General features: G+C 71.0%; 25 protein-coding genes and 1 pseudogene. 9 read left to right on the forward strand and 17 right to left on the reverse strand.

Features of this window, described 5'->3' with window-relative positions:
• The first annotated feature begins 38 nt into the window (after window positions 1-38).
• On the forward strand, window positions 39-1427 hold the full coding sequence (locus ACZ4UV_RS39015; RefSeq protein ID WP_451022930.1) for a glycoside hydrolase family 43 protein: 1389 nt from the start codon (window positions 39-41) through the stop codon (window positions 1425-1427).
• A gap of 80 nt (window positions 1428-1507) precedes the next feature.
• On the opposite strand, the pseudogene ACZ4UV_RS39020 reads toward ACZ4UV_RS39015, so the two are convergent.
• Both ACZ4UV_RS39020 and ACZ4UV_RS39025 read right to left on the reverse strand, forming a co-directional pair.
• Window positions 1508-1644, reverse strand: a pseudogene (locus tag ACZ4UV_RS39020) (transposase); the annotation flags it as partial.
• Between the two features lie 123 nt (window positions 1645-1767).
• The gene (locus ACZ4UV_RS39025) at window positions 1768-2799 is read right to left on the reverse strand and encodes a serine hydrolase domain-containing protein (RefSeq protein ID WP_467844579.1); all 1032 of its coding nucleotides are present in this window, start codon (window positions 2797-2799) and stop codon (window positions 1768-1770) included.
• A 387-nt stretch (window positions 2800-3186) separates the two neighbouring features.
• Between ACZ4UV_RS39025 and ACZ4UV_RS39030 the strand changes: the two genes are divergently transcribed.
• Together ACZ4UV_RS39030 and ACZ4UV_RS39035 are read left to right on the forward strand one after the other, a co-directional pair.
• Window positions 3187-3471, forward strand: coding sequence for a glycoside hydrolase family 3 C-terminal domain-containing protein (locus tag ACZ4UV_RS39030; protein WP_451021300.1), 285 nt, complete (start codon window positions 3187-3189; stop codon window positions 3469-3471).
• A 550-nt stretch (window positions 3472-4021) separates the two neighbouring features.
• On the forward strand, window positions 4022-4708 hold the full coding sequence (locus ACZ4UV_RS39035) for a hypothetical protein (protein WP_467844582.1): 687 nt from the start codon (window positions 4022-4024) through the stop codon (window positions 4706-4708).
• Window positions 4709-5285: 577 nt separating this feature from the next.
• Here ACZ4UV_RS39035 and ACZ4UV_RS39040 read toward each other — a convergent pair.
• Genes ACZ4UV_RS39040 through ACZ4UV_RS39060 form a run of 5 tightly spaced genes read right to left on the reverse strand, consistent with a single transcriptional unit; the run spans window position 5286 to window position 9454 of the window.
• On the reverse strand, window positions 5286-5861 hold the full coding sequence (locus tag ACZ4UV_RS39040; RefSeq protein ID WP_467844584.1) for a hypothetical protein: 576 nt from the start codon (window positions 5859-5861) through the stop codon (window positions 5286-5288).
• The gene (locus ACZ4UV_RS39045; protein ID WP_451021304.1) at window positions 5858-7252 is read right to left on the reverse strand and encodes a hypothetical protein; all 1395 of its coding nucleotides are present in this window, start codon (window positions 7250-7252) and stop codon (window positions 5858-5860) included. Before ACZ4UV_RS39045 ends, ACZ4UV_RS39040 begins: the two co-directional genes overlap by 4 nt.
• Window positions 7249-8055: an ABC transporter ATP-binding protein gene (locus tag ACZ4UV_RS39050; protein ID WP_390041476.1), complete on the reverse strand. Its 807-nt coding sequence runs from the start codon at window positions 8053-8055 to the stop codon at window positions 7249-7251. The genes ACZ4UV_RS39045 and ACZ4UV_RS39050 overlap by 4 nt, the downstream gene beginning before the upstream one ends.
• Window positions 8056-8078: 23 nt before the next feature.
• Window positions 8079-8897, reverse strand: coding sequence for a zf-HC2 domain-containing protein (locus ACZ4UV_RS39055; RefSeq protein ID WP_451021305.1), 819 nt, complete (start codon window positions 8895-8897; stop codon window positions 8079-8081).
• Window positions 8894-9454 carry an RNA polymerase sigma factor gene (locus ACZ4UV_RS39060; protein WP_390041480.1) on the reverse strand — a complete coding sequence of 187 codons (561 nt, stop codon included), beginning with the start codon at window positions 9452-9454 and terminating at the stop codon, window positions 8894-8896. The genes ACZ4UV_RS39055 and ACZ4UV_RS39060 overlap by 4 nt, the downstream gene beginning before the upstream one ends.
• Before the next feature lie 95 nt (window positions 9455-9549).
• Between ACZ4UV_RS39060 and ACZ4UV_RS39065 the strand changes: the two genes are divergently transcribed.
• Complete coding sequence (locus tag ACZ4UV_RS39065; RefSeq protein ID WP_451021307.1) at window positions 9550-9873, forward strand: Rid family hydrolase; 324 nt, start codon at window positions 9550-9552, stop codon at window positions 9871-9873.
• A gap of 27 nt (window positions 9874-9900) precedes the next feature.
• Here ACZ4UV_RS39065 and ACZ4UV_RS39070 read toward each other — a convergent pair whose 3' ends face one another.
• From ACZ4UV_RS39070 to ACZ4UV_RS39095, 6 genes are all read right to left on the reverse strand, one after another.
• Window positions 9901-10407 (reverse strand): hypothetical protein, encoded by a 507-nt coding sequence (locus tag ACZ4UV_RS39070; RefSeq protein ID WP_451021308.1) that lies wholly within the window; start codon window positions 10405-10407, stop codon window positions 9901-9903.
• Window positions 10408-10488: 81 nt separating this feature from the next.
• A complete protein-coding gene (locus ACZ4UV_RS39075; RefSeq protein ID WP_451021309.1) occupies window positions 10489-11139 on the reverse strand; it encodes an NAD(P)-dependent oxidoreductase in 651 nt (216 codons plus the stop codon).
• A gap of 106 nt (window positions 11140-11245) precedes the next feature.
• Window positions 11246-11503, reverse strand: coding sequence for a helix-turn-helix domain-containing protein (locus tag ACZ4UV_RS39080; RefSeq protein WP_390041487.1), 258 nt, complete (start codon window positions 11501-11503; stop codon window positions 11246-11248).
• A complete protein-coding gene (locus ACZ4UV_RS39085) occupies window positions 11503-11994 on the reverse strand; it encodes a DUF2975 domain-containing protein (RefSeq protein ID WP_451021310.1) in 492 nt (163 codons plus the stop codon). Before ACZ4UV_RS39085 ends, ACZ4UV_RS39080 begins: the two co-directional genes overlap by 1 nt.
• Window positions 11995-12122: 128 nt before the next feature.
• A complete protein-coding gene (locus ACZ4UV_RS39090) occupies window positions 12123-12884 on the reverse strand; it encodes an SDR family oxidoreductase (protein WP_467844592.1) in 762 nt (253 codons plus the stop codon).
• A 16-nt stretch (window positions 12885-12900) separates the two neighbouring features.
• Complete coding sequence (locus ACZ4UV_RS39095) at window positions 12901-14079, reverse strand: phytanoyl-CoA dioxygenase family protein (RefSeq protein ID WP_451021312.1); 1179 nt, start codon at window positions 14077-14079, stop codon at window positions 12901-12903.
• 108 nt (window positions 14080-14187) lie between these two features.
• Here ACZ4UV_RS39095 and ACZ4UV_RS39100 point away from each other — a divergent pair, with 108 nt between their 5' ends.
• Complete coding sequence (locus ACZ4UV_RS39100; RefSeq protein WP_390041494.1) at window positions 14188-15234, forward strand: LacI family DNA-binding transcriptional regulator; 1047 nt, start codon at window positions 14188-14190, stop codon at window positions 15232-15234.
• A gap of 110 nt (window positions 15235-15344) precedes the next feature.
• Here ACZ4UV_RS39100 and ACZ4UV_RS39105 read toward each other — a convergent pair whose 3' ends face one another.
• Both ACZ4UV_RS39105 and ACZ4UV_RS39110 read right to left on the reverse strand, forming a co-directional pair.
• Window positions 15345-16670: a lipase family protein gene (locus tag ACZ4UV_RS39105; RefSeq protein ID WP_451017166.1), complete on the reverse strand. Its 1326-nt coding sequence runs from the start codon at window positions 16668-16670 to the stop codon at window positions 15345-15347.
• A 219-nt stretch (window positions 16671-16889) separates the two neighbouring features.
• The gene (locus tag ACZ4UV_RS39110; RefSeq protein ID WP_351497320.1) at window positions 16890-17063 is read right to left on the reverse strand and encodes a hypothetical protein; all 174 of its coding nucleotides are present in this window, start codon (window positions 17061-17063) and stop codon (window positions 16890-16892) included.
• Between the two features lie 324 nt (window positions 17064-17387).
• Between ACZ4UV_RS39110 and ACZ4UV_RS39115 the strand changes: the two genes are divergently transcribed.
• A complete protein-coding gene (locus tag ACZ4UV_RS39115; RefSeq protein ID WP_451017167.1) occupies window positions 17388-17573 on the forward strand; it encodes a hypothetical protein in 186 nt (61 codons plus the stop codon).
• 65 nt (window positions 17574-17638) lie between these two features.
• Here ACZ4UV_RS39115 and ACZ4UV_RS39120 read toward each other — a convergent pair whose 3' ends face one another.
• Both ACZ4UV_RS39120 and ACZ4UV_RS39125 read right to left on the reverse strand, forming a co-directional pair.
• Entirely contained in the window at window positions 17639-18088 is a 450-nt protein-coding gene (locus ACZ4UV_RS39120; protein WP_390041773.1) for a hypothetical protein, read from the reverse strand.
• A gap of 151 nt (window positions 18089-18239) precedes the next feature.
• Window positions 18240-19466 (reverse strand): glycoside hydrolase family 88 protein, encoded by a 1227-nt coding sequence (locus ACZ4UV_RS39125; RefSeq protein ID WP_467844597.1) that lies wholly within the window; start codon window positions 19464-19466, stop codon window positions 18240-18242.
• A gap of 397 nt (window positions 19467-19863) precedes the next feature.
• On the opposite strand from ACZ4UV_RS39125, the gene ACZ4UV_RS39130 reads away from it, so the two are divergent.
• From ACZ4UV_RS39130 to ACZ4UV_RS39140, 3 genes are all read left to right on the forward strand, one after another.
• Window positions 19864-20535 (forward strand): GntR family transcriptional regulator, encoded by a 672-nt coding sequence (locus tag ACZ4UV_RS39130; RefSeq protein WP_451017169.1) that lies wholly within the window; start codon window positions 19864-19866, stop codon window positions 20533-20535.
• A 292-nt stretch (window positions 20536-20827) separates the two neighbouring features.
• Window positions 20828-22246, forward strand: coding sequence for a lamin tail domain-containing protein (locus tag ACZ4UV_RS39135; RefSeq protein ID WP_451017170.1), 1419 nt, complete (start codon window positions 20828-20830; stop codon window positions 22244-22246).
• 166 nt (window positions 22247-22412) lie between these two features.
• Window positions 22413-23498, forward strand: coding sequence for a hypothetical protein (locus tag ACZ4UV_RS39140; protein WP_467844600.1), 1086 nt, complete (start codon window positions 22413-22415; stop codon window positions 23496-23498).
• The last annotated feature ends 91 nt before the right edge of the window (window positions 23499-23589 follow it).

A 23589-nucleotide genomic window follows, 5' to 3' on the forward strand; every position in this document is an offset into this window, starting at 1 on the left:
CTGTGTCCGCGTCTGCACGAGCCCCCCGGAGAGCCGCCGTGACCACACGTCCCCCCGCCCCGTCCCGTCGCACCCTGCTGCGCGCGCTGGCCGCCCTGCCCGCGACGGCCCTGGCCCTGGGCGAACTGCCCGGCCTGCTCGGCGCGGCCGAGGCCGCCGCGCCCACGAGCGGCTACGCCACCCGCTACACCATCGTCCCGTTCCTCGACAGCGACGACGGCACGGTGAACGTCTACCAGTCCGACGACGCCACGGACTTCCGCCTCCTGCAGTCCTCGGCCTACACACCGCCCGGCAACCGCATCCGCGACGCGAGCATCTTCAAGCACACGGACGGCTACTACTACGTCACCTACACCACCCACACCTGGGAGGACGAGAGCACCACGATCGGCTTCGCCCGCAGCGCCGACCGGGTCGACTGGACGTTCCTGTACGACTACACGATCCCCCTCACGAACCTGTCCCGGGCCTGGGCGCCCGAGTGGTTCGTGGACGGCGACGGCAGCGTCAACGTCATCGTGTCCTGCTCGACCACGGACGACGAGTGGATCTTCACCCCGTACGTCCTGACGGCGACCGATTCCGCGCTCACCGCCTGGACCTCACCGGTCGCCCTGTCCGGCATCGGCCCGAACCACATCGACACGTACATCGTGAAGGTCGGCTCGACCTACCACGCGTTCACGAAGAACGAGACGGCGAAGTACATCGAGTACGGCACGGCCGCCAGTCTCAAGGGCCCCTACACGATCTCCAGGACCGGTGACTGGGCGGGCTGGGGCAGTTACCGCGAGGGCCCCTCCGTGATCCAGCTCGACAACGGCGCCTGGCGGATCTTCTTCGACGGCTACGGCGACGGCAACTACTACTCCAGCGACAGCCACGACACCTTCGCCACGTGGTCCACGCCGGCCGCCCTGCCGACCCTCTCGGGCACGGCCCGGCACTTCACGGTGATCAAGGAGACGGTGTCGGGCGGCCCGTCCCTGACGAAGAACGCGACCCGCTCCTTCCAGTCGGTCAACTACCCCACCAGGTACTGGGAAGAGGTGTCCGCCCTCCTCAACCTCCCGGTGGTGACGAGCTCCAGCGCCACCACCGACAAGCAGGCGGCCACCTTCACGGTCGTCGCGGGCCTCGCCGACGCCAACGCCTACTCCTTCCGCGACGCCTCCGGAAACTACCTGCGCCACTACGACTTCCGGGGCCGCTTCGACGCGAACGACGGCACGACGACGTTCGCCCAGGACGCCACGTTCATCGCCCGCACGGGCTCGACCAGCGGCTCGGTCCGCTTCGAGTCGTACAACTACCCGGGTTACTACCTGCGCCACTACAACTACCAACTCCGCGTGGACATCTCGAACGGCACCGACCTGTTCCGGCAGGACAGTTCGTTCTTGCCGGTGACGTCCTGGGCCTGAGCCGTACTTGCGGAACGGGGTGAACAGGTGTGAGGGGCCCGGCGAGCGCCAGAACGCTCGCCGGGCCCTCGGTGTCGAGGGACGTCGACGATGCGGCCGCCCTCGCGGACCTTCTGGGTCAGTGTGTCGGCCCGGACGAACGAGTAAAGGCCCTGGTCAAGGGGGGGCGATTGCGAAACGTGGCAGCCTGTTCGTCCAAGTGTCTGGCCGCCGCAGACCCGCTCGCCCCTGGAAGCGCTACCGAACAACCTCGCCGAGACCAGACGCTCTTTGAGGCTGTGCAGCACGACTAGGCGTTTCGCATCGTGATCCGGAGGCGGCTCCCACGGCAACGCGCAGGTCAGTCGAAAATGGCGCAGTTGACCGCGTCCATCAGGGCCGCGCCGGTCTGGTGCGCCTGCTTGGTGAGAGTGGACGTGGCGAAGAAGAAGGCGGCCGTGCGACGGCCGGTGGAGTCGGTGACGTTGTAGGTCGCATAGCCCGGGACGACGCCGACGTGGTCCCAGACTGTGCCACAGGAGGTCTTCGCCGTCTCGATGCCCAACCCGTAGGCGAGCTCGTCCGGGTCCCCCGAGCCGTCCTCCGGCACGGTGGTGCGCATCTCGGCCAGTTGGGCGGCAGGCAGCAGGCGGCCCGACATCAGTGCGCCGTAGAAACGGGACCAGTCACCTGCGGTGGACACGATCGCGGCATCCGCTCCGTCGGCCGTGACGTAGTCGCCGGTGACGTCCACGTGGTCGTCGTGCTGCGGTCCGGCGTAGTTCCTGAACTCGTCGGGGACGTCCGGTGGCATGTGGGCGGCGTCGGGTTCGTAGCCGTGCGCGTGACGGTCGTGCCAGGCGGAGCCGGTGGCGTAGAAGGTGTGCCGGAGCCCCAGAGGCCCGGCGATCCGGTCCCGTACCAGCGCCGCGAGGCTTTTGCCGGTGGCCTTCTCCAGGACGGCGCCGATCGCTATGTAGTTGGTGTTGCTGTACGACCACTCGGTGCCGGGCTCGAACAGTGCCGGGTGTCTGCTCACCAGGCTCAGGATTTCCGTCGACGTCCATACGTGGGAGTCCCGGCCGGTGAGGGCGGGCGCGAGGGCGGGGTCGTCGGTGTAGTCGAACAACCCACTGGTGTGGTTGAGCAGCATGCGCAGGGTGATCGCTCTGCCGTTGCGCACCTGGCCGGGCAGCCACTTGTCGACCGGGTCGGTGAGGGCGAGTCTGTGCTCGGCGACCAGTTGCAGGACGAGGGCGGCCATCACCGTCTTGGTGTTGGACGCTTCTCGCACTTCGTCGTCCGCCCTGAGCCGATGGTCCTTCTTCGTCCAGGCGGCCTGCTCGGAGATCTCGATGGGCCTGCCGTGACCGTCGTCCACGCGCACGATCACCCCAGGCACTCCTTCTTCCACCAACTTCCGCGCCAGCTCCCGCAGGTGAGCGCGTGTCTCCGCGGTGCCGTCCTGTCGGACCGCCGTACTCTCGTGGATCGTGTTCGCAGTTGACGGGGTCGCGGCGAGGGGCACGACGAGGGCCGCGGACACCGCAACTGTTGCCATTGCGCGAAACCCCGTTAATTGCGGGCGCCGTCGAACACGCACATTCACACGCAATTCATGCTCCTTCGAGATCCGGGAAGGTCGTCGGGCACGATCGGGGTACGGCGAGGACAACACGGGGCTCCGCTCGGCGAGTTGCGGCCGAGCCCCGGGGCGAAGCCAGCTCCGGCGGGCCCTGCACGGCCCTGGAGAATCTTTCGGAGGATAGCCGAAGACGGGGTGAAAAAGACGGCCGATGACGCCGATGCGGTCGTGCCGGCCATCGGCCGACGCGCGGGATGGTTCGGGACCCGGATCACCGAGGGCGAGGGAACGGATGTGGCCCGTGTCGAACTCCCGGAGCACCAGGTGGAGCCGGTCCGCGCGGTCGGCGCCGCGGGCAAGCCGATGATCGGCGTCCTCTATCAGGGACGCCCCTACCCCCTGGCCGAGGTCGAGCCTCGGCGCGACTCCTCGCGTACTACCCGGGGCCCGAGGGACCGTGGCATCACCGCCGCGCGGTGAAGTCCGCCACGTTCCGTGACCTGCGTGAGTGCCTGGACGCCGTCTTGGTGGCTTCGGGCGTACCGAACCGCGACGTTCAGACGCGGATACGGCACGAGACTCTCGCCTTGACCCTGGACTCGTACGGCTTTGCCAGGGAAGCGGGCTGGGAGAACGCGCCCGCCTCGTTTGAGGAGTTGTTCGGCATCCCGGCGCCCCGGACCTTCGCCGGGTGCTCGATCTCGAGCGATGGGTGGTCGTGTGTTCATCGGCGGTCGTTCACTCTCCTGGGCGGGGCGGACCGGGTGAGTGCGTCGCTGTGATGGACAGCGTTCCCGAAGCCGACCGGGCTGCTGCCGACCTCTCCATCCCCGGTGCCCGGCTTCGGCCGCAGGCGCGCGATTCCGGAGGCCTGGTCCCGGTGCCCCCCGATAGGCCGAACGCAGCACGAGTGGCAACACTGCTGTCACTTTCGGACAGTAGGAACCATGAACCGTCACCGACGCCCACACCGGCGTGCCCCGTGGATCGCGGGCGGTGCAGCCGTGCTCATCTTCGGTGGCATCGGTGTGTGGGCCTTGGTGACGCAGGAGCACGGCACGCCCCGGCCGACGCCGTCGGGCCTCACGCTGCCCACGCCCCCCCGATCGCCGGGGCCCACCCCTACGCCGTCCAGCAGCCCTCCTCGGCAACCGACACCGTCCAGCAAACACCCCCAGCCGACACAGGGGAGGACGACAGGCGCCCCGCTGCCCCCGACGAAGCCGAAACCGAAGCCGGAGCCGACGCCCGCACGGTCCTCGGCAGCCAAGCCGCCGGTGACGACCCCACCGACGGCTGCCCCAGTGGCACCGGTAGCACCAGTGCCACCAGTGCCACCACCGACACCGGTGACACCTACGCGGCCTCCAGGAGTGCCGTCGACGCCGTCAGTGACGTCGCTTCCGAGGCCGCCGTCGACGCTGCCCGCGACGCTGCCCGCGACGCCGTCTGTGACGTCGGTTCCGAGGCCGCCGTCGACGCTGCCCGCGACGCCGTCTGTGACGTCGGTTCCGAGGCCGCCGTCGACGCTGCCCGCGACGCCGCCTCCGAGCGTGCCATCGACCCCGGCTCCGGCACCGTCCGCGACGTCGCTTCCGCGGGGGCCGTCGACGCTGTGGTACACGAGCCCGGCGGCAACGGCCGCTGCCAGGCGTATGGAGGCCGCCGGGGCGGTCGGCGACCCCGCCTGCTCTCTGTCGGCTTTCGGGCGGCCTGATCCGGCGCTGATCCCGACCGGCCTGACGTCGGTGGGCACCGGACAGGCCGGCAGCTACTGGTGCCTGATCTGGAACCGTGACCCGTGATCCTCGTGTTCCTCAGCCCCGGGTGCCGCTGCCCGACAGGGTGCCGTCCACCACGTCGCGGAGCTGGTCGGGCCACGGGCCGCGGTAAGCGGCGGGCAGGCTTCGGCGATGCGGCGCTGTCTGCGCGGCGAGTCGCCGTGGTCCAGCGGGTCTGTGCACGTTCGAACGGCCATTGCTCGAGCGTGTCGTCCGCGAGCGCCGCCTGGAAGTACGGTGCGGCGTGCTGCGGTTCCGCGAGGAGCGCGCGGACCCGGGCGGCCCAGTACCTCGCTGCGGGAACGGTCGGCGGCGATTCACCGCATGATTTCTGCGGTCCCGTCCTCCCGACCACCCACCACCGGCGGACCGGGAGCGTGAGCCGGGCACCGGTTCTCTCGCGCGCTTCCACCATTTCTCACGGATGCTCCAGGAAGTGAGGCCCGTCGGACAGTAGCTCGCGCCTGGTCCGGCCCGCCCGTGGGAGCGGGTGCGGTGGGTGGTCTGGACCCGTCAGCATCGCGGGCCGGCGACGGCGTAGGCGGTGGTGCCGGACAGCAGAAGGACGAGGGCTGTCCATGTGCCCGTCGCGGTGCCGGGAGGCAGCAGCATCCAGCCGGCCACCTCCATCGCCGTGTTCGTCCGGGCCGGAGCGAAGGACGCGAAGGACAGCCAGGCGAACGGCAGCGTCCACGCGTACGGACCGCCCGAGAGCGCCGCGGCCAGTGCGGCCAGCCCGATCAGGCCCGCACCGTCCCGGACGACGAACTCGGCGGCGGCCAGGTCCTTCCCCATGGTCTGAACCGCCAGCAGCACCGCGGCGACGGCCACGGCGGAAAGCAGCACGTGCGCAGCTCTGCGGGGCACCCAGCGGATCGCAGCGGTCCGGTCCAGTTCGGTGTCCTGCCCGCCGAGCCCGATCGAGGCGGCCATCGCACCCGTGGCGAGGACGAGGGCGGGCAGCCGCGGATCAGCGGGCGCCCCGCCGCCGTCGCCGGCGAGTGCCCACGGCACCACCGCGCCGGTCACCGCCGCGGCGAGCGACGCGGGTACTCGGCGCGAGCGGGCGTACAGCGTCAGCCATCTCATCGGGACGCGCTGCCGGTCAGCGCTTGGAGCACGTCTCCCTTGCACGAGAACGCGGCCGTACGCATCGCGTCGATCCGCGCGAGCTGCTCGGCCCGCGGCAGCGCCTTGAGTTTCTTCCACACCGGGCGGGCCGCGGTGTCGGCGTAGTGGCGCAGGCTCGGCGTCGAACCCGGCAGCGACCTCAGCTCCCCGAGGACCCAGCCCACAGCTACGGTGCGCGCGACATCCTCCTCGCCCGTGCCGCTCCAGCCGACGGGGGTGCACCCAGGCACCATGCCCTCGCCGACGAGGGCCCAGGTCAGCTCCGTGCCCTTCGCGGCGGTGATGACGTCGTCGTCGAAGTCGACGGGCACCGCCCTGCTCGACCACGTGGGCGTGGTCCCCTCCGGCAGCACGGTGGTGTTCTCGCGGACGGAGACCGGCGCCCGGCTGCCGAGGGCGGCGTGCAGCAGGCCCAGCGCCTGCCTGCCCGGCTCCGCGACGTCGGCGAGTTGTGCCTGGTGCGTCCTGGTCACGCACACCGGGCCGTCGCACACCGGCTCCGCGGCGGCCTTGTCGAGGACGTACATCCGGTTCGGGTCGGAGGGGAGGACGAGCAGGGCGATCCCCGCGCCCGCCAGGACGGGCGCCAGGGCGAGCAGCCGGGCCCGCGGGGTCGCGGCGACCAGCAGCGCGAAGCCGGTCGCGGCCATGCCGAGCAGCCAGATCGTCTGCCCGAGGTGCACGGCGGGGGAGAGCGTGTCGAGAGTGTCGCGGACGTCCTGCACCGCCGGGGACAGCAGCGAGATCCGGTTCGGCTCGGTGCGCGGGATCCCCGAGGCCGTGGCCGTCTGCGTCCGGCCCAGCGTGGTCTGCATGAGTGCCGTGAACGCGAACGCGCCCACGGTCAGCAGTGGCGGGGTGAGCACCGACGGCAGGGCGCGCGCCGCCCCCATGCCGAGTACGGCTCCCGAGGCGAGGGACAGTGCGCCGACCAGCGAGATCGGCAGCCATCCCAGGTGCGTGTACGCGGTGTGGGCGAGCACCTGGACCCCGCCCGTGAGGACGAGCAGTGCGAAGGCCGAGGCCAGGGTCGTCGCCGTCGTGCCCGCAAGAGCGCCGGCGCGGTGCCAGGCGGGGCGCGACGTGGTCGTCAGCAGCTCGGACATCTTCGAGCGGCGGTCGCGCAGCCCCTGCAACGCACCGAACCCGACGGCGAGCGGCCACAGGTAGAACAGCAGGGCGCGGGTCCACAGGGCCATGGACGTCCACTGGGCCGTCCACGCTGTGGTGCCGCTCCACCACGTGCCGTTCACCAGGTACAGGAACGCCAGCGCGGACGTCAGGACCACGGCGCCGGCCCAGGGGGCGACGGACCGTTTCAGTTCGGTGCGCAGCACACGTGTGTTCACCACGAGCCCCCTGCCTGCTCCGGGTCCTGGAGGAGGGCCGAGTAGCCGCGCTCCAAGGGGCTGTCGCCCACGTATTCGGGACCGCCGGCCGCGGCCAGTTCGTCCGGGGTGCCCTGGAACACCAGCCGGCCCCCGGCGAAGAGCACCACGTCGGTGCAGGCGGCGGCCACGTCCTCCACCAGGTGCGTCGAGACGACCACGCAGGTGTCCGTGCCCAGCTCCTGCAGCAGCTGACGAAAGCGCAGCCGCTGTGCCGGGTCCAGGCCGACCGTGGGCTCGTCCAGCAGCAGGATCGACGGGTCGTTCACGATGGCCTGGGCGATACCGACCCGCCGGACCATGCCGCCCGAGAGCGTCTTCATCCGGTCGTCGGCACGGTCGGCCAGACCGACCCGCTCGACGGCTCGCTGCACAGCCGCGGGGATGTCCTTCCCGGGCACCTCCTTCAGCCACGCCATGTACTCGACGAACTCGCGAACCGTGAAACGCTTGTAGTAGCCGAACTCCTGCGGCAGATAACCGATCCGGCGGCGCAGCGCACGGTGCTCGCCCCTGCCGCCCGCGGACTCGCCGAGCAGCTCCAAGGTGCCCTGGGCCGGGCGCAGTACGGTGGCCAGCGCCCGGATCAGCGTGCTCTTGCCCGCCCCGTTGGGGCCGAGCAGACCGTGTACGCCGGTGCCCAGCGCCAGATCGAGGTCGTCGACGGCCATCCGTTTCCTGCCGGCCCTCACCTTCAGCCCGGTGGCCCGGATCTCCCAGGCGTAGGGCGTCGGTGCGATCTCGGCCGCGTTCGACGCGGGCATAATCCGATGTTCCTCTCCGACGTTCAACGATGGGCTCCCAGCACGCAGTACGCGCCCCTGCGGGCGATCACGACACCTGTGCCGAGCAGGAGGACCAGCCCCCACACGGGCATACCGTCCGTCCGCAGGGCGAAGGGGGTACGGCCGGCGGCCACGGTCGGCGCCACGACCACCGCGGCCCAGCCGGCCATGAGCCAGACGGCGGCGCGGGTCACCCCCACGACCCCGCCCAGCGCCAGCGTCGTGGTGGTGAAGGCCAGACAGGGCAGCAGCCACTGCGCGGCCGTCACCCCTGTCACCCAGCCGGCCAGCAGCAAAGCGGGGACGACCACGGCGAGTACGGCCGCGGTACGCCGCAGTACCAGGTACAGACCCGCGCGCGGCGCTGAGGCCGTCAGCTCGTACGCGGGATCCAGACCGCGCGACCACGACGCCGCGACGCCGAGCACGGGCAGGACCGGGGCGAGCAGCAGCACCAGTGACACCTGGCCGAAGCCGGTGCCGACCAGGTCGAGCAGCAGGGCCAGCAGCGTCACGCCGACGACCATGGCCAGCCACGGCGCCATCGCGGGCGTCAGCCACCCCGACAGACGTGCCGACCGGCGCCGTCGGTGCGGCATCGTGGCGGTGACCGCCAGCCGGGGTTCGAGGCCGGACCACACGGTGTCGACCAGCGACGCCACGGCGGGCACCTCGGCACCGACAACGGCGGACAGCCGGTCACGGCATCCCCGGCACTCCTCCAGATGGGCTTCCACGGCCCACACTTCGTCGGCGCCGAGATCCTTGGCGCCGCGGGCATAGCCTTCGATGATCCGTGCCGACGCGTGTTCCCCGTTCATGCCAGCGCCCTCCGCATCTCGGTCCGGGCCCGGCGGGCCCGCGTCTTGACGGTGCCCTCGGGCAGTCCCAGCAGGACCGAGGTCTCCCGGACGGACAGCCCGTCGAGCACCATGGCCTGCAGTACGTCCCTGAGTTCCGGCGCCAGCAGTCGCAGCGCGTCCCCGACGTCACCGGCGACGGTCGCCGCGAGCACTTCTTCCTCGGCAGCGGGCGCCGCGGGGGACACCGCGGCGGCCGGTGGCGGCTCCGCGTGGTGGGCCCGGCGCCGGAACGCGTCCACGAGCCGGCGCGCCGCGATCGTCCACAGCCAGCCGACGGCGCTTCCCCCGGCCGCGGACCCGGCGAACGCGCCCGCAGCGCGCCACACCGCCAGATAGGTCTCCTGCATGACCTCGGCGACGATCTGCTCGTCCGCGCAGCGACGACGCAGCCGCACCGCCATCCACGGCGACGTGCGCCGGTACAACTCCTCGAACGCGGCACGGTCACCGCCGGCCACCAGCCGGACGAGATGCTCCTCGTCCAGTCGGCCCAGTGCCTTCCTCGCTGATCTCACACCCGCAAGACGCCGGGATCGAACGAACGGTTTTCCGAACGAGGTGATGCCCGTCACACCCTCGTCGGGCCTCTGTGCGGACGGCCCGGACGCGCGTGGTCGTCACAGAACACCGTCGACGGGCCACGGGTGATGATCCGCCGCGCGCACCACGAGAGCAGTCCCAGGGCATCCGCGAAGGCCCCGTCCTCCAGATCTCCGGTCAGCTTCCGTTCGACCCGGACACGGGCGACGCCGTCGGCACCTCGGTCGCCGAGCAGACCACGCAGGTACTGCGCGACGTCACCGCCGCCCTCAAGGCGGCCGGCGCCGGCCTCGACGACGTCGTGATGCTGCGCGTGTACCTCACCGATGTCTACATGCAGCTGCCGCCGGGACTGCTGGTGGAGATCGACGCCCTGGCCGTGCTGGACGGGTGACACAGACGGTCGGTCGTCCTTCTGCTGTCAGCCGACCGTGGCTTTCGGATCGACGTCGCAGTGATCGATCGCGTCCACACGTCCCGTACTGGCGACGGGTACGCGCAGGGTCGCCTTGTCCTTCGCGGCCACCGACACCTGATCGGAGGTGTCGATGACGGTGAAGCCGGTCCTGTCCTTGAAAGCGATCTTCACGGTGAAGAGGCCCTCGCGTGTGTTCGGATTCCTGACTTCGACGGTGGCGTAGGGGTCGTCCGGGCTCGCGCAGCGAACGAGGGCGGCGGTGCCGTTCTTCAGAGGCCGGGCGGTGGCGCGGGAGGGGGACGCCGTGGGGGTGGCGGGGCGGGTGGGCTGCGCACGGTGAGTGCCGGTTCCGCTCGGGGACGGCCTCGAACCGTCGTGGTCCTGGCGGGAACCGCTGCAACCGCCACCGTCACTGCCGTGCTGGTCACGGCTCGAGGAGAACCCGGTCAGGGCCAGGACGACCATGGCCGACACCGCGGTGAATCTGAGGTTGCGCCCCCGTGTGTACATGCCGTAACCCTAACCACAGGCGTCGCCCCCGCCCCGGCGGGGGCAGCCGGGGGCTCGGTCTCCGGGGACGATTCCGACCTGTCAGTAGCCGACGGTGAAGCGCTCGCCGATGTGCCGTGGCTGTTCGATCTCGTCGAGCAGGGCGACCGCGTAGTCCTCGGCGGAGATACGGCTGCTGCCGTCCTCGGCGATGATCAGATCTTCCTTGGCGATGCGGTAGACGCCGGTGCGCTCGCCCGGCTCGATCGTGGCAGCGGGGCTGAGGCTGGTCCAGCGCACATCGCTGACGGTGCGGCAGTAGTCCAGGGCGTCCCCGTGGGCGTGCATGATCTGGAGCAGGAACTCCGGCAGGCCCTCCGCGTCCCAGACCTGCGTGCCGTCCGGCCTGCGCAGGGAACCGGCGCCGCCGACCAGGACGAGCCGGGGTGCCGGTCCCTCCAGGCTGCGGACGCCGGCGACCAGGGATTCGGCGCCGGGCCTGATGGTGGCGACGTGGCCGGGCCCGTCGCCTCCGCCGACCGCGCTGATCACGACGTCCTGCCCCTTGGCCGCTTCGGCGACGGACCCGGGATCCAGGACGTCGCCGGTGACCACGGTCAGGCCGGGGTCGTTCCGGGTGAGCTTCGCCGGGTCGCGGACGACCGCTGTGACCATGTGGCCACGACGGAGCGCCTCGTCCAGGATGCGGGATCCGATGGTGCCGGTGGCGCCGAACAGGGCGATCTTGGACATGTGAACGAATCTCCAGTTCCCTCTGACCGTCTCAGGGTCCGCAGATTACCGAGACCTTTCGGGACGGACGTGAGGTATCGGGCCACTCCCGGCGAGCACGACCCGATCAGGCGACATCCTCCGCCCGGGCCGATCCCGGCGATCCGTGTTCATGCCCGTCCTCGGCCTCCCAGCGCAGCAGGTCGCCGGGCTGGCATTCGAGCACCTCGCAGAGCGCGGCGAGGGTCGCGAAGCGTACCGCCTTGGCGCGGCCGTTCTTGAGCACCGCCAGATTGGCGGGCGTGATCCCCACGCGGTCGGCGAGTTCGCCCACGGACATCTTCCGCCTGGCCAGCATCACGTCGATGTCGACGGCGATCGGCATCAGATCACCTCGTCCAGCTCGGCCTGCATCTCCCTCGCCTCGACGTCGCGTGCGACAGCCTGGGCGAGCAGCATCCGCAGCACGAGCACGATGAGCGCGACCCCGAGGATGGCCACGCCGATCCCGCCCATGATGAGGGTGACGCCCGGGTCGTCCCGCTGGCCCGGCGCGTTGACGGCCGTGACCGCGAACCACAGGAGGGCGGCCGCCACGATCGCGCCGATCACGCCGTCCACGTACCGGAAGGCGGCGTGGGAGAACACGGTTCCGTGTCGCACCATCGACACCAGCCGCCATACGCAGACCAGGGCGACCTGGGCCGAGGCCATGCCCAGGATCGTGATCAGGCGGAACGCCGTCAGCGGGAGTGTCCCGTCCTCCGGATCGCTCCCGCTGACCAACACCCAGACCATCATCGCCTGTACGAGCGCGGTGCCGACGAGCACCAGCGTGAGCACGGCGCGCAGCGCACGCACGGTCAGCTTCCCCACGGCTCCTCCTTCCATCGAGTTACGATGGGAATCTATCGATATTCGATAGGTTGAGCAAGGGAGTGGCCGGGACCACCGTCCGCCGGACCGGGAACCCGGCCGCCAGGTGGCACTCGTCCAAGAGCGGCTCAGTCCATCCCGCCGACGACGATCTGGTCCCAGTCGATGACGGATCCGGTCACCACTCCGCTGCGGTCGGAGAGCAGGAGGACGACGAAGTCGGCGATCTCGTCGACCTGGCCGAGCTTGCCCATGGGCTGGGCCGCGGCGGCCTTCTCCCGCCAGTCGTCGCCGGCGTCGTGGAAGGCGCGCTGGACGGCGTCCTCGCCCTCGGTGTCGGTCCAGCCGATGTTGAGGCCGTTGACGCGGATCCTGTCCCAGCGGTGGGCGTGGGCGGCGTTGCGGGTCAGCCCGGCAAGGCCTGCTTTGGCCGCGGAGTAGGCGGCCAGGTAGGGCGGGCCGCCGTGGGCGCAGTTGGAGATGATGTTGACGATGGTGCCGGGTGCCTTGCGGGCCTTCATGTCGGCCACGGCCGCCTGCATCGAGAAGAACGGCGCCCGCAGGTTGATCGCCATGTGCTGGTCGAACATGTCGGGTGTGGTGTCCAGGAGCGAGCCACGTGAGGTCAGCCCGGCCGCGTTGACCAGGCAGTCGATCCGGCCGTGCGCCTCCAGGGTGCGTACGACGGAGTCGCGGGCCTGCGCCGGGTCGGCGAGGTCCGCCCGTACGAAGAGCGCGCCGGTGTCGGCGGCGACCTTCTCACCCAACTCGGCGCGGCGGCCGGTCAGGACGACGGCCGCGCCCTCGCGTACGGCCGCCCGTACGATGCCGGCGCCGACGCCCTGGCTGCCGCCGTTGACCAGGACGACCTTGCCCTGAAGAAGTGCCATGAGTGCGGTGTTCCTTTCAGCAGTGGCGGCGCTCGGCGCCGGCCCGCAGTTCGTGCTCCAGCCGGTCGGGTGTCCAGCCCTCGTCGACGGCCTGCCGGAGGGTGTCGGCCTGGGAGGGCGGGGCGAGGCCGTCGACCGGTGGGTCGAGGTCCAGGTCGGTGGGGAAGGGGTAGCCCTCGGCGGTGGCGGCGACCACGCGGCGCAGCCAGTCCTCCGAGACGCCCTCGGCCTTGCGGCGCAGCAGCACCGGGAAGAGGGCGTTCGCCATCGCCTCGCGGTCCACCGTCTCCATGGCGCGCCCGAAGGCGGAGGAGATCTGCAGCAGGTTAGCCATGCGGCGGATACCGGCGGAGCGGTTGTGCCCGGCGGCGTGGAAGAGCGCGGGATTGAAGAAGGCCGCGTCGCCCTTGTCCAGGGGGAGCTGGACGTGGTGGGCGTCGAAGTACTCGACGAACTCGGGCAGGCGCCAGGCGAGATAGCCGGGCTCGTACTTCTGGGAGTGCGGGAGGTAGAGCGTGGGGCCGGACTCGACGGGCATGTCGCAGTGGGCGACGGCGCCCTGGAGGGTGAGGACCGGCGACAGGCGGTGGACGTGCGCCGGGTAGGCGGCGGCCCGCTCCCGGGAGAGGAAACCGAGGTGGTAGTCGCGGTGCACGCTCTGCGCGGCGCCGCCCGGGTTCACGACGTTGACCTGTGAGGTGACCTGGTAGGCGGGGCCCAGCCAGGCCTCGGCGATCAGCGCGGTCATGTCGTTGGCGTAGTAGTCGGCGAACACCTCTGGTGCCCGTACGGCCACCTTGTCCAGGGCGTTCCACACGCGGTCGTTGGCGCCCGGCTCGGCGAAGTGGTCGCCGCGGGCGGCACCGCTCGCACGCTCCTCCTCGATCAGCGCGGTGAAGGTCTCGGTGGCCCGGTCCACGACGTCGGGGTCGGCGAACGCGCCCTTGAGGACGACGATGCCGGGTCCGTCGAGCAGTGCCCGGACCAGCTCGTCCTGGACCTCGCGGCGGCCGTCGGCGGTGGCCGTGAGGGTGCGGAGCCGGTCGCTGTCGTACAGCGGCACGTTCTGTTCCACCCGCTCCGCCGAGGGGTGGTCGGCGGCATCCGTCGCCTGCTCGACGAGCGAGCGGAACGCGTCGAGGTCGCAGTCGGCCTCGGTCAGCCGAGTCCGCTGTGCGGTGGTCTGGGAGGGCATCCGGGTCCTTTCGCCGTGCCTGCCTTTCTGTCAGTGTTGAGAACCCGAACCCATCATTCAATGCTCAGCAGTGCATCAAAAGTCCATCACCGTTCGCTGGAATCCGTCATGCGCCACCCCTATACGATCAGGGAAATCGCCCGTCAGGCCGGGCTGAGCACGGCCACCGTCGACCGCGTCCTCCATCAGCGGGGCAACGTGCGGGAGGGCACCGTCCGCGAGGTCCACCAGGCCATCAAGGACCTGGACCGCCAGCAGACCCAGGTCCGCATCGGCGGCCGCACGTTCATGATCGATATCGTCATGCAGGCACCGGAGCGGTTCTCCACCGCCGTACGCGGGGCGCTGGAGGCCGAACTGCCGGCCCTGCACCCGGCCGTCGTGCGCTCCCGCTTCCACTTCCGCGAGACCTGCCCGCCCGAGGATCTGGTCTCCGCCCTGGAGAGGATCGCCAAGCGCGGTACGCAGGGCGTGATCCTCAAGGCCCCCGACGTACCGGAGACGGCGGCCGCGGTCGGGCGGCTGGTCGCGGCCGGCATCCCGGTGGTCACCCTGGTGACCGACCTTCCGCACAGCGCCCGCCTCGCCTACATCGGCATCGACAACCGCGCGGCCGGCGCCACCGCCGCCTACCTGCTCGAACAGTGGCTCGGCGACCGGCCGGGAAACGTGCTCACCACCATCAGCCGGGGTTCCTTCCGCGGTGAGGAGGAACGCGAGATGGGTTTCCGCAGCGCGATGCGCCTCGCCGCCCCGCACCGCTCGCTGGTGGAGGTCACGGACAGCGACGGGCTGGACGCCACCCAGTACGACCTCGTCCGGGAGGCTCTCCGACGCGACGAGGACGTCGTCGCCGTGTACTCCGTGGGCGGCGGCAACCGGGCCACCCTCGAGGCCTTCGACGTCCTCGGACGGCAGTGCGCGGTGTTCGTCGCCCACGACCTCGACCACGACAACACCCGCCTGCTCCGCGAGCGCCGGCTGTCCGCGGTGCTCCACCACGACCTGCGCCAGGACATGCGCCGCGCCTGCCAGACCGTCATGCGGGCCCACCGGGCCCTGCCGGACGACGGCCCGCCGCTCCCCTCGGCGATCCAGGTGGTCACCCCGTTCAACCTGCCACCCGGGACCCCGTCCACGGCGACCGCCGACTGAAAGCGCCCCAGACGCTCGGCGGCCCGCCTGACGCCGGTGATGCGGAGGCCCGCGCCCGGCCGACGGTGAGGTGGCCGGCACGCACTGTCCGCCGCCCACCGGCCGGCGGATCAGGGCTGGAGGGGCATGCTGGAGCAGTTGGAGGTGGTCGCCTTGCCGGCGAGCCGGTCGGCCAGCCAGTGGACGGCGTCGGTCTGGTCGGTGAGGAGCGGGGCGAAGTGGTTGAGGAGGGCGCTGCCGACGTTGGGCAGCACGACGGCCTTGTAGGTGACATCGCCTCCCCTGCGGCACCAGTCGACGGCGAGTTGCCGGGCCTGGGCGTGTGGAACGAGGTTGTCGCTGACGCCGGTTGCGACACGGACGGGCCCGGACGGCGTGAGGGTGCCGATGCGCTGGCTGTTCAGGAACGACTGGAGTGCGGGTGTGTCGGCGATGATGTCGCTGATGGACTGTCCGTCGGTCGTCCATTTGGTGCTCTTCGCGTAGGCGTAGCCGAAGATCGCGTCGCCGACGCACATGGTCGACAGGTCGGCGAGGGCGGCCTTGCCGGCGGCGTTGAGGTGCGCCTCGGCGATCGGCTTCAGCGAGGGGTCGGACTGGAGGAAGCCGTTGAGCGACCAGCCCAGCGCACCGGCCAGTTCGCTGCCGTCGATGGCCTTGGTCACCGAGGTCAGGTCGGCGGGCGGCGCGCCCGCGTAGGTGCCGGCGAGTGTGACGTCGGGGGCGTAGGACGCCTGGAGTTCTGCTGCGGCTGCGGCCGCCCCGCCGCCCTGGCTGTAGCCGAACAGCCCCACCGGGGACGCGTGGGTGACGGAGGCTCCGCCGACCGAGCGGGCGGCGCGGGCGGCGTCCAGCACCGCGTGCCCCTCGTCGACGCGGTTGACATAGGTGTGCAGCCGGTCGGTCGCGCCGAGACCGACGTAGTCGGTGACGACCACCGCGATGCCCTTCGCGAGGAGGCGGTAGACCGCCAGGTCCTCGTAACCGACGGACACCGTCTGGCTGTTGGCCGTCAGCGGGTGTTCGAGTCCAAGGGAGGCGGCGCACTGGTCGCCCTGTCCCATGGTTCCGGGTGCCACGACGACCAGGGGGCGCGGTCCGTCGCCCTGCCATGCGGCGGACGGTTCGATGTAGGCGCCGGTTACGGCCACCGGCTGACCGTTGGAGTCCGTGGACTTGTACATCAGACGGGTCGCGCTGCCGGGAAGCGGGCCGTCGAGTCCGGGCAGGCTGATGGCGAGTGGGAGGGGCTCGGTGCGGACGAGGGCGCCGTCGGCCGCGGGCAGGTGGGCGGGCGGGTTGTAGAACGCGGGGATGTCGACACCCCGGGAGACCACCTCGTCCGCCGCCGTGGCGGGGGTGTCCGAGAGGGCCTGAGCGCCTAGGCAGGCGGCGGCGGTGACTGCTGCGGCCAGAAGCCGTCTGCGTGCGGGCATGGCGAACCTCCTGAGAAGCGGCTGGCAGTGAGGTGCACACGCGGCACGGGAGCGACCGTCCCAGGGGCGCGCTCGTGCCGCTCGATGGCGGTGCGCCAGACCTTACGCACGAGTAAGTTACTCGTGACAGCGGCTTGCAGGTTACGGTTCGGTAATTTGACGGTCTGTCTCACAGGAGGCGGTGGCGGTCACCGATCGTGAGGCCTGCGGAAGGGGCGATCAGCGCCGCCGTCGGTACGACCAGCCGGTTCCGATTCCCGCTACGTGCAGGGCCAGGGCGGTCAGCCCCAGCAGCATCAGGTTCGTGGAGGTGAACGTGTCATTGGTGCTGATGTCCGCCGCGTTGATCAGGAAGGCGATGAAGAACAACACCGCCGCAACTATGCCGGGCATGAACTGGCTCCTCTCGAAGGGGTGAATCCCGTATGCCCGCACATCACCTCCACAAGCCCTTCGCCGGCCGGCCATGGGGAACGGCTCAACGGGACGCGTCGGACGGCGCTGCGGGCGCGCTTCGAGTCGACGGCCGTCGTGCTCTTTCCGGTGATACCGGGTCAATTACCTTGCAGATTTCTCAATTCGGCGCGACAACCGAGGAAGACGGTCAGAATGTGGCGGTGCGGCCGGTGGTGTGGGGCGCCGGCTGTCGCGTGCTGTGAAAAGGGAGTTCTTCCGTCTCCGGGCAACGGCGTACGCTCCGCGTCGAAGGAGGGTGCCATGGCCGCTCACGCGAAAGCGATCGGGATCTGGTGGCTGGCCACCATGGCTGCCCTCACGACGGCGGTCATCGCGGTCGTCCTCGTCGTCCAGGCGGACTCGGGGGAGGCGTCCCCGCCGCAGCAGCCGTCCCCCCTCACCGCACCGCCGACCGGCACCGCCGGGACGACGAGCACCACGCCCTAGGCTCGCCCCATGACCGAGCCGCCCCCGATACGAGACGGGCCGAGGCGGTTTCCTGCGCCGCCGCGCTACGACGCGCTCGGTTCCGCCGCCGGGCCGAAGCCGCGCAGTTGCCGGATCGTGCCGCCGAGTCTGTCGCGGAACCCGTCCAGCATCTCCGGCTGGGCGCTGACGATCCACCGGGTGCCGACCAGGTACTGGCCGCCGTACCCCGAGGCGGAGTCCAGCCAGGTCTCCTTGAGTTCGTCGGTGGGGAAGGTGGTGATGAGGTAGTCGACCTTCCTGGTGTGGCACAGGCCCTGGCGCAGTTCCGTGGCCTCGATGCGGATCTTGGGCTTGCAGCCGGTCAGGCCGGCGATCACCTCGACCTTGGCCGGAGCCACCACACCGTTCGCGGGGGCGTCCGACACGGAGACCTTCGTCTGCCTCCGCTTCGTGTCGGCGTCGTCGTCACCGCCGCCACAGGCCGCGGTCAGGGGGACGATCGCCAGGGTCGCGGCCAGGGTCGCGCCGCGCATCAGGCGGCCGGTGTGCCGGGCTCGTGGCTGCTGCGGCACGTTGCCCTCCGTTTCCGGGTGGTCCTGCCCGGCCGACGGCCAGGCGTACGACAGGGGGTACGGGTGAACACCAGCGGCTGTTCACCCCGTGTGCCGGCTGAGGAGTGCCTCGTCAGACCGTCGACAGATCGATCGCCCGGTCCAGGTCGTGGGGGAGCAGGACGCGCAGGATCGCTTCGAGGAGGTAGTAGTCGGCATAGGGGAGGGAGATCTCGATGCCGTCCTCGGCGGGGCGGTTGCGGGTGCAGCGGGCGACGACGGCCTCGGCGCGGGTGGAGTGGGTGGTGAGGCAGGTCTCGCACAGGGCACCGAGGATGCGCAGCGCGGTGCTTCGGTAGGGTCGGCTGCCCGTGGCGGCGGCCAGGTCGAGAAGCCCGCAGGCCATGACGGTCCCGGCGGAGGCGTCCTTGACGTCGTACGGCTGCTGCGGTGCGCGATAGTCCCAGACGGGCACGTGGTCCGGGCCGAGGGCCTTGACGGCGTAGTCGGCGAGCGTGCGGGCGGTGGCGAGGAACCGGCGGTCGCCGGTGCGCCGGTACATCGTGGTGAAGCCGTAGATGCCCCAGGCCTGTCCGCGGGCCCAGCAGGAGGTGGGGCTGTAGCCCTGGACGGTGTTCGGGCCGATGGGGGCGCCGGTGGCGGGGTCGAGGTCGTAGGTGTGCGGGGTGGATCCGTCCGGTCGCGGGAAGAGGCGCCGGGTGGTCTGCGCGTGTCCCACGGCCGCGTCCATGAACGCGCTCTCGCCGGTCTGCCGGGCGGCGAAGACGAGCAGGTCGAGGTTCATCATCGTGTCGATGATCATGCGCCCCGCGTTGTCGGAGGTGTTGAGCGCACCCCAGGCCCGCAGGTAGCGGCCACGGGGGTTGTAGCGCTGGAGCAGTGAACGCGCCGCCTGTACCGCGCCGTCCCGCCAGGACGTGTCGCCGGTCAGTCGCCAGGCGGTGACCCAGGACGGGGTGAACAGGAAACCCAGGTCGTGTGTGCTGGTGTCGTACTGGCGGGGGGCGAGTTTCGCGGCCGACGCCAGGGCGAGGGCGCGCAGGCTGTCGTCGCCGCTGTGGAGCCAGCTCATCCAGAGGATTCCGGGCCAGAATCCGCCGACCCAGTCGCCGTTCTGGGAGTAGACCCACTTCTCGAACTTCGTCCCGACGGGGAAGGCGCTCACCCCGGGCGCGACGGCACGCACCTTCGCGACCGCGTAGTCGGCCGCGTCACGCAGCACCGTCTCGGTCGCCGCCGGCACCTGGCCGGTGAGCGCCTGCGCGGACTGAGGTGCGGCGGCGTACGCCACCGCGGCGCCGCCTGTGGTGGCCAGCACGGCCCTGCGGGACATGTGCATGGGTGCCTTCCTCTCCAACTGAACTGATGAGTGGGGGAGTTGAAGGAGTCTCGCATGCGGCGCCGCTCGCGTACATGCATGTGCGTAAGGTTCAGGTACGTGAACTGCCTTCGTGGGGTGACCGGCTCAGGGCGGCGACCTCGCGAACGGTCGCCCGTCGTGTCGACCGTCCGACCTCGACGGTCACGTGTGAGGTGATGCGCAACGGCGGCCCCGCCGCCTACCCCGACAGCACCGGCCGGCCGGTGCCGGTCCGCGCATGGGCGCTCGGCCGGGCGGCGGAGTCCACGGGTGTCTTCGGGTCGTGCTCATCGTCCCTGGCCGGAGGCCGTCACGGCAGGGCAGGATTGGCGACAATATCGTTGGCGATCTGTTCCGTTGCGGAAAGGGGCACCACGTGCCGGCAGCACCCAACATCCCGTCCGGGTCCGACCCGGTCGTCGAGGTCATCCGCGCGGCGATCGTGCGCGGGGAGTACGTGCCGGACCAGCGGCTCGTGGAGGTCGACCTGGCGGAGCGGTTCGCGGTCAGCCGGGGTGCCGTGCGCTCGGCCCTGCTCCAGCTGGGCAACGAGGGGCTGGTGGAGCGCATCCCCAACCGTGGCGCCCGGGTGCGCGCGGTGCCGCTGGCCGAGGCGATCGAGATCACCGAGGTGCGGATGGTGGTCGAAGGCCTGTGCGCGGCCAAGGCCGCCCAGCGGGTGACCGACGCGGGGATCGCCGAACTGGGGGAGATCCGCGCGGGGATGACCGGGGCGGTCGAGGCCGGGGAGGTCATGACCTACTCCGAGCTGAACAACCGGCTGCACCGCCGGCTCATGGAGCTGAGCGGCCAGTCCACGGCCGGGGGAGTGCTGGAGCGGCTGCGCGGCCAGTCGGTACGGCACCAGTTCCGGCTCGCCCTGCAGCCGGGGCGGCCGGCCGTCTCGCTCCCGGAGCACCTCGCGATCATCGACGCCGTCTGTGGCCGTGACCCGGGCGCCGCCGAACAGGCCGCCCGCGCGCACCTCGGCAGCGTCATCCACGCGCTGCGCGAAATCGCCAACAAGCCCACGTCGAGGGCGAGTTAGCGCGGCGGTGCGCCGCGGGACGGGCCCGGACGGCGGTCGGTGCGGCTCTGGGGCTCGACAACCTCGTCGCCCGCGCGGCGGACGGTGCGGGCACCCACACGTCCCAGTTGCTCCCGGTGCTCGTCATCACCGGCCTGCTCGCCACAGCCTGGACGGCCGCCTCCGGCCGCCCGGAGCGATCTTGGCGGTTCGCTCACCGTTCATAACCCCCTCACCTGTGTGAAGGCGGCCGTTCGGGCGGTGTCGGAAAGGTCCTGGCGGCCTGTCACAACGAAACCCCAGGACGGATTTCGTGACCGAATCACGTGCTCGCCGGTGGCGCCACAGCCTCCGTGTTCTGCTCGTCGCCGTCGCCGGACCGACGCTCGTCGTGGGTGCCCTGACGGCGTCGCCCGCCCACGCGGCGGCGGCCGACGACATCCGGATCAACGAGGTGGTCACCACCGGGAGCGTCAACGACTCGGTGGAGCTCTACAACAAGGGCACCGCCACGGTCGACGTCTCCGGATGGATCCTCAGGGACGACAACGACAGCTCCACGTACGCGATAGCCTCCGGGACCACGCTCGCTCCCGGCGGCTTCGTCGCCTTCGACGTGCACAACGCCTTCGGTCTGGGCTCCTCCGACGAGGCGCGCCTGTACCTCGCGGACGGCACCACCCTGGTCGACAGCTTCAGCTGGACCTCGCACTCCGACCCCTCCTGGTCGCGCTGCCCCGACGGCACCGGCTCCTTCGGGTCGGCCGCGCTGACCCTCGGCGCCGCCAACGACTGTGGCTCCGGCGGTATTTCGGCGACCGCGTGGCCGGGCGGCAGCTCGGTCGCCACCGCCGACACCAAGAACGCCTTCGGCTCCGACATGAGCGGCCTCTACCAGGAGGGGAGCGTGCTGTGGGCGGCGCAGAACAGCGGCAAGCTGTGGCGGCTGGTGCCCAACGGCTCCACCGCCTGGAAGGCCGACACCAGCAGCGGCTGGACCTCCGGCAAGACGCTCAGGTTCCCGAGCGGTTCGGGCACGCCCGACGACGAGGGCGTCACGCTCACCGGCTCCGGCTCCAGCGGCGGTGTGTACGTGGCGAGTGAGCGCAACGCGGACTCGTCCGGCACCAGCAGGCTCTCCGTCCTCAAGTACGACGTGAGCGGCACCGCCACCGCCATCACCGCGGCCGCCGAGTGGAACCTGACCTCCGACCTGCCGTCGGTGGGCTCCAACCTCGGCCTGGAAGGCATCACCTGGGTCCCCGACGCCACCCTGACCGCCGCCGGGTTCAAGGACGCCTCGACCGGTGCCGCCTACAACCCGGCGAACTACGGCTCGCACACCGGCGGGGTGTTCTTCGTCGGCGTCGAGGGCACCGGCATGATCTACGGCTACGTCCTCGAGGACGGCGGCACCTTCACCCGCGTGGCGTCCCTCAGCAGCGGCATGGCCGGTGTCATGGAGCTCCAGTGGGAGCCGCAGACGTCCCGTCTCTGGGTGGTCTGCGACGACACCTGCTCCGGCCGGCACCGCACCATGCAGATCAACTCCTCCGGTGTCTTCGCCACCACCGCCGTCTACAACCGCCCGACCGGCATGGACAACTACAACAACGAGGGCTTCGCCGTCTCCGGCTCCGACGCGTGCAGCGGCGGCACCAAGCCGGTGTGGTGGTCCGACGACAGCAACGACAGCGGTCACGCCCTGCGCAGGGGCACCATCACCTGCTGAGGCCCTGCCGGGCCGCGCGCGCCGCGCTGTATCGTACGCGCGGCACCACACGCACCACCGGAACATGCGTCAACTCCCGTACCGGCACGTCGACTTCACCGACGTGCCGGTTCCTTTCGCCGCCCCCGGAGGAACCGTGGCAACCAGCCGCCCCCACCGTTTCCGTGTGCCTCTGACCCGACGCAGATCCCTCGCCGTGACGGCCGCCCTCGCCGCCGCCTGCGGTGCCGGCCTCACCCAGCCGACCCCCGCCGCCGCGGACGCCGCCACCGACCGCGCCGCCCTCGCCCAGTGGTGGGCCCCGGTCAACTTCCAGGACGTCGACTCCACCGGCGAGACCGCACTCGGCGGCAAGTCCGACTACATCACGTCGTACGACTACGACGGCGACCTCAACGGCCGCGACAACTGGGAGAACACCAGCCAGTTCCCGCTCGCCGCCCGCGTCTACTACTCGGTCGTCCAGACCCCGTCCTTCTCCTACCTGCTGTACACGTACTTCCACCCGCGCGACTGGTCGGACGGCGTCCTCGACAACTACCAGGAGGACCTCACCGAGCACGAGAACGACGCCGAGGGAGTCCTGGTCGTGGTGGCCAACGACGGCTCCGCGCACGGCCAGTTGAAGGCCGCCGTCACCGTCGCGCACAGCAACTTCTACTCCTGGGTGCCCTCCGGCAGTGACTTCACCAGCGGCCAGGAGAGCGTCGACGGCACGCTGAAGCTCCAGGGCGACCCGCACGACGACGGCCACGGCCGCCCGTTCACCACCCAGCAGCCCAACACGCACGCCGCCTGGGCCGAGGGATACCTGTCCCAGGAGCGCAGCCAGTACGCGAGCGGCGACGGCATCGTCTACTACCCCGGCTCCACCGCGGAGGTGCCGTCCGGCTCCGACGACCGGGACGTGCAGTACACCCTGACCGACGTCTTCGCCGCGAACGGCATGTGGGCGAACCGCACCCTGACGACGTTGTTCGCGACGCCGGACAACTTCGCGGGCGACGACAGCTCCAACCCCTACGGCGCCAAGTGCGGCGCGGGCGGGGTCCTCGGCCCGGCCGACGGAGCGTGCGACACCGACGCGGCCAACCCGCCCTGGGCCTGGGACGACGGCGACGACCTACCCGGCCGGGGCTACCTCGCCACCAACCCCGCCGAACTGGTCTGGGACTACTTCAACTGGCCCGGCAAGCCCTCCTCACCCGACCTCGCCTACACCTGGGACCAGTACAACGGCATCACCTCCTGATCCGCTGCAGCGCCCCGTAAGGGGCGCTGGGGGTACCCCCGGCCGAAGGCTGGGGGAGGAACCGCGCGACGAGCCCCCACCGGCCCGCACC

Source organism: Streptomyces sp. NPDC028289 (assembly GCF_055565975.1).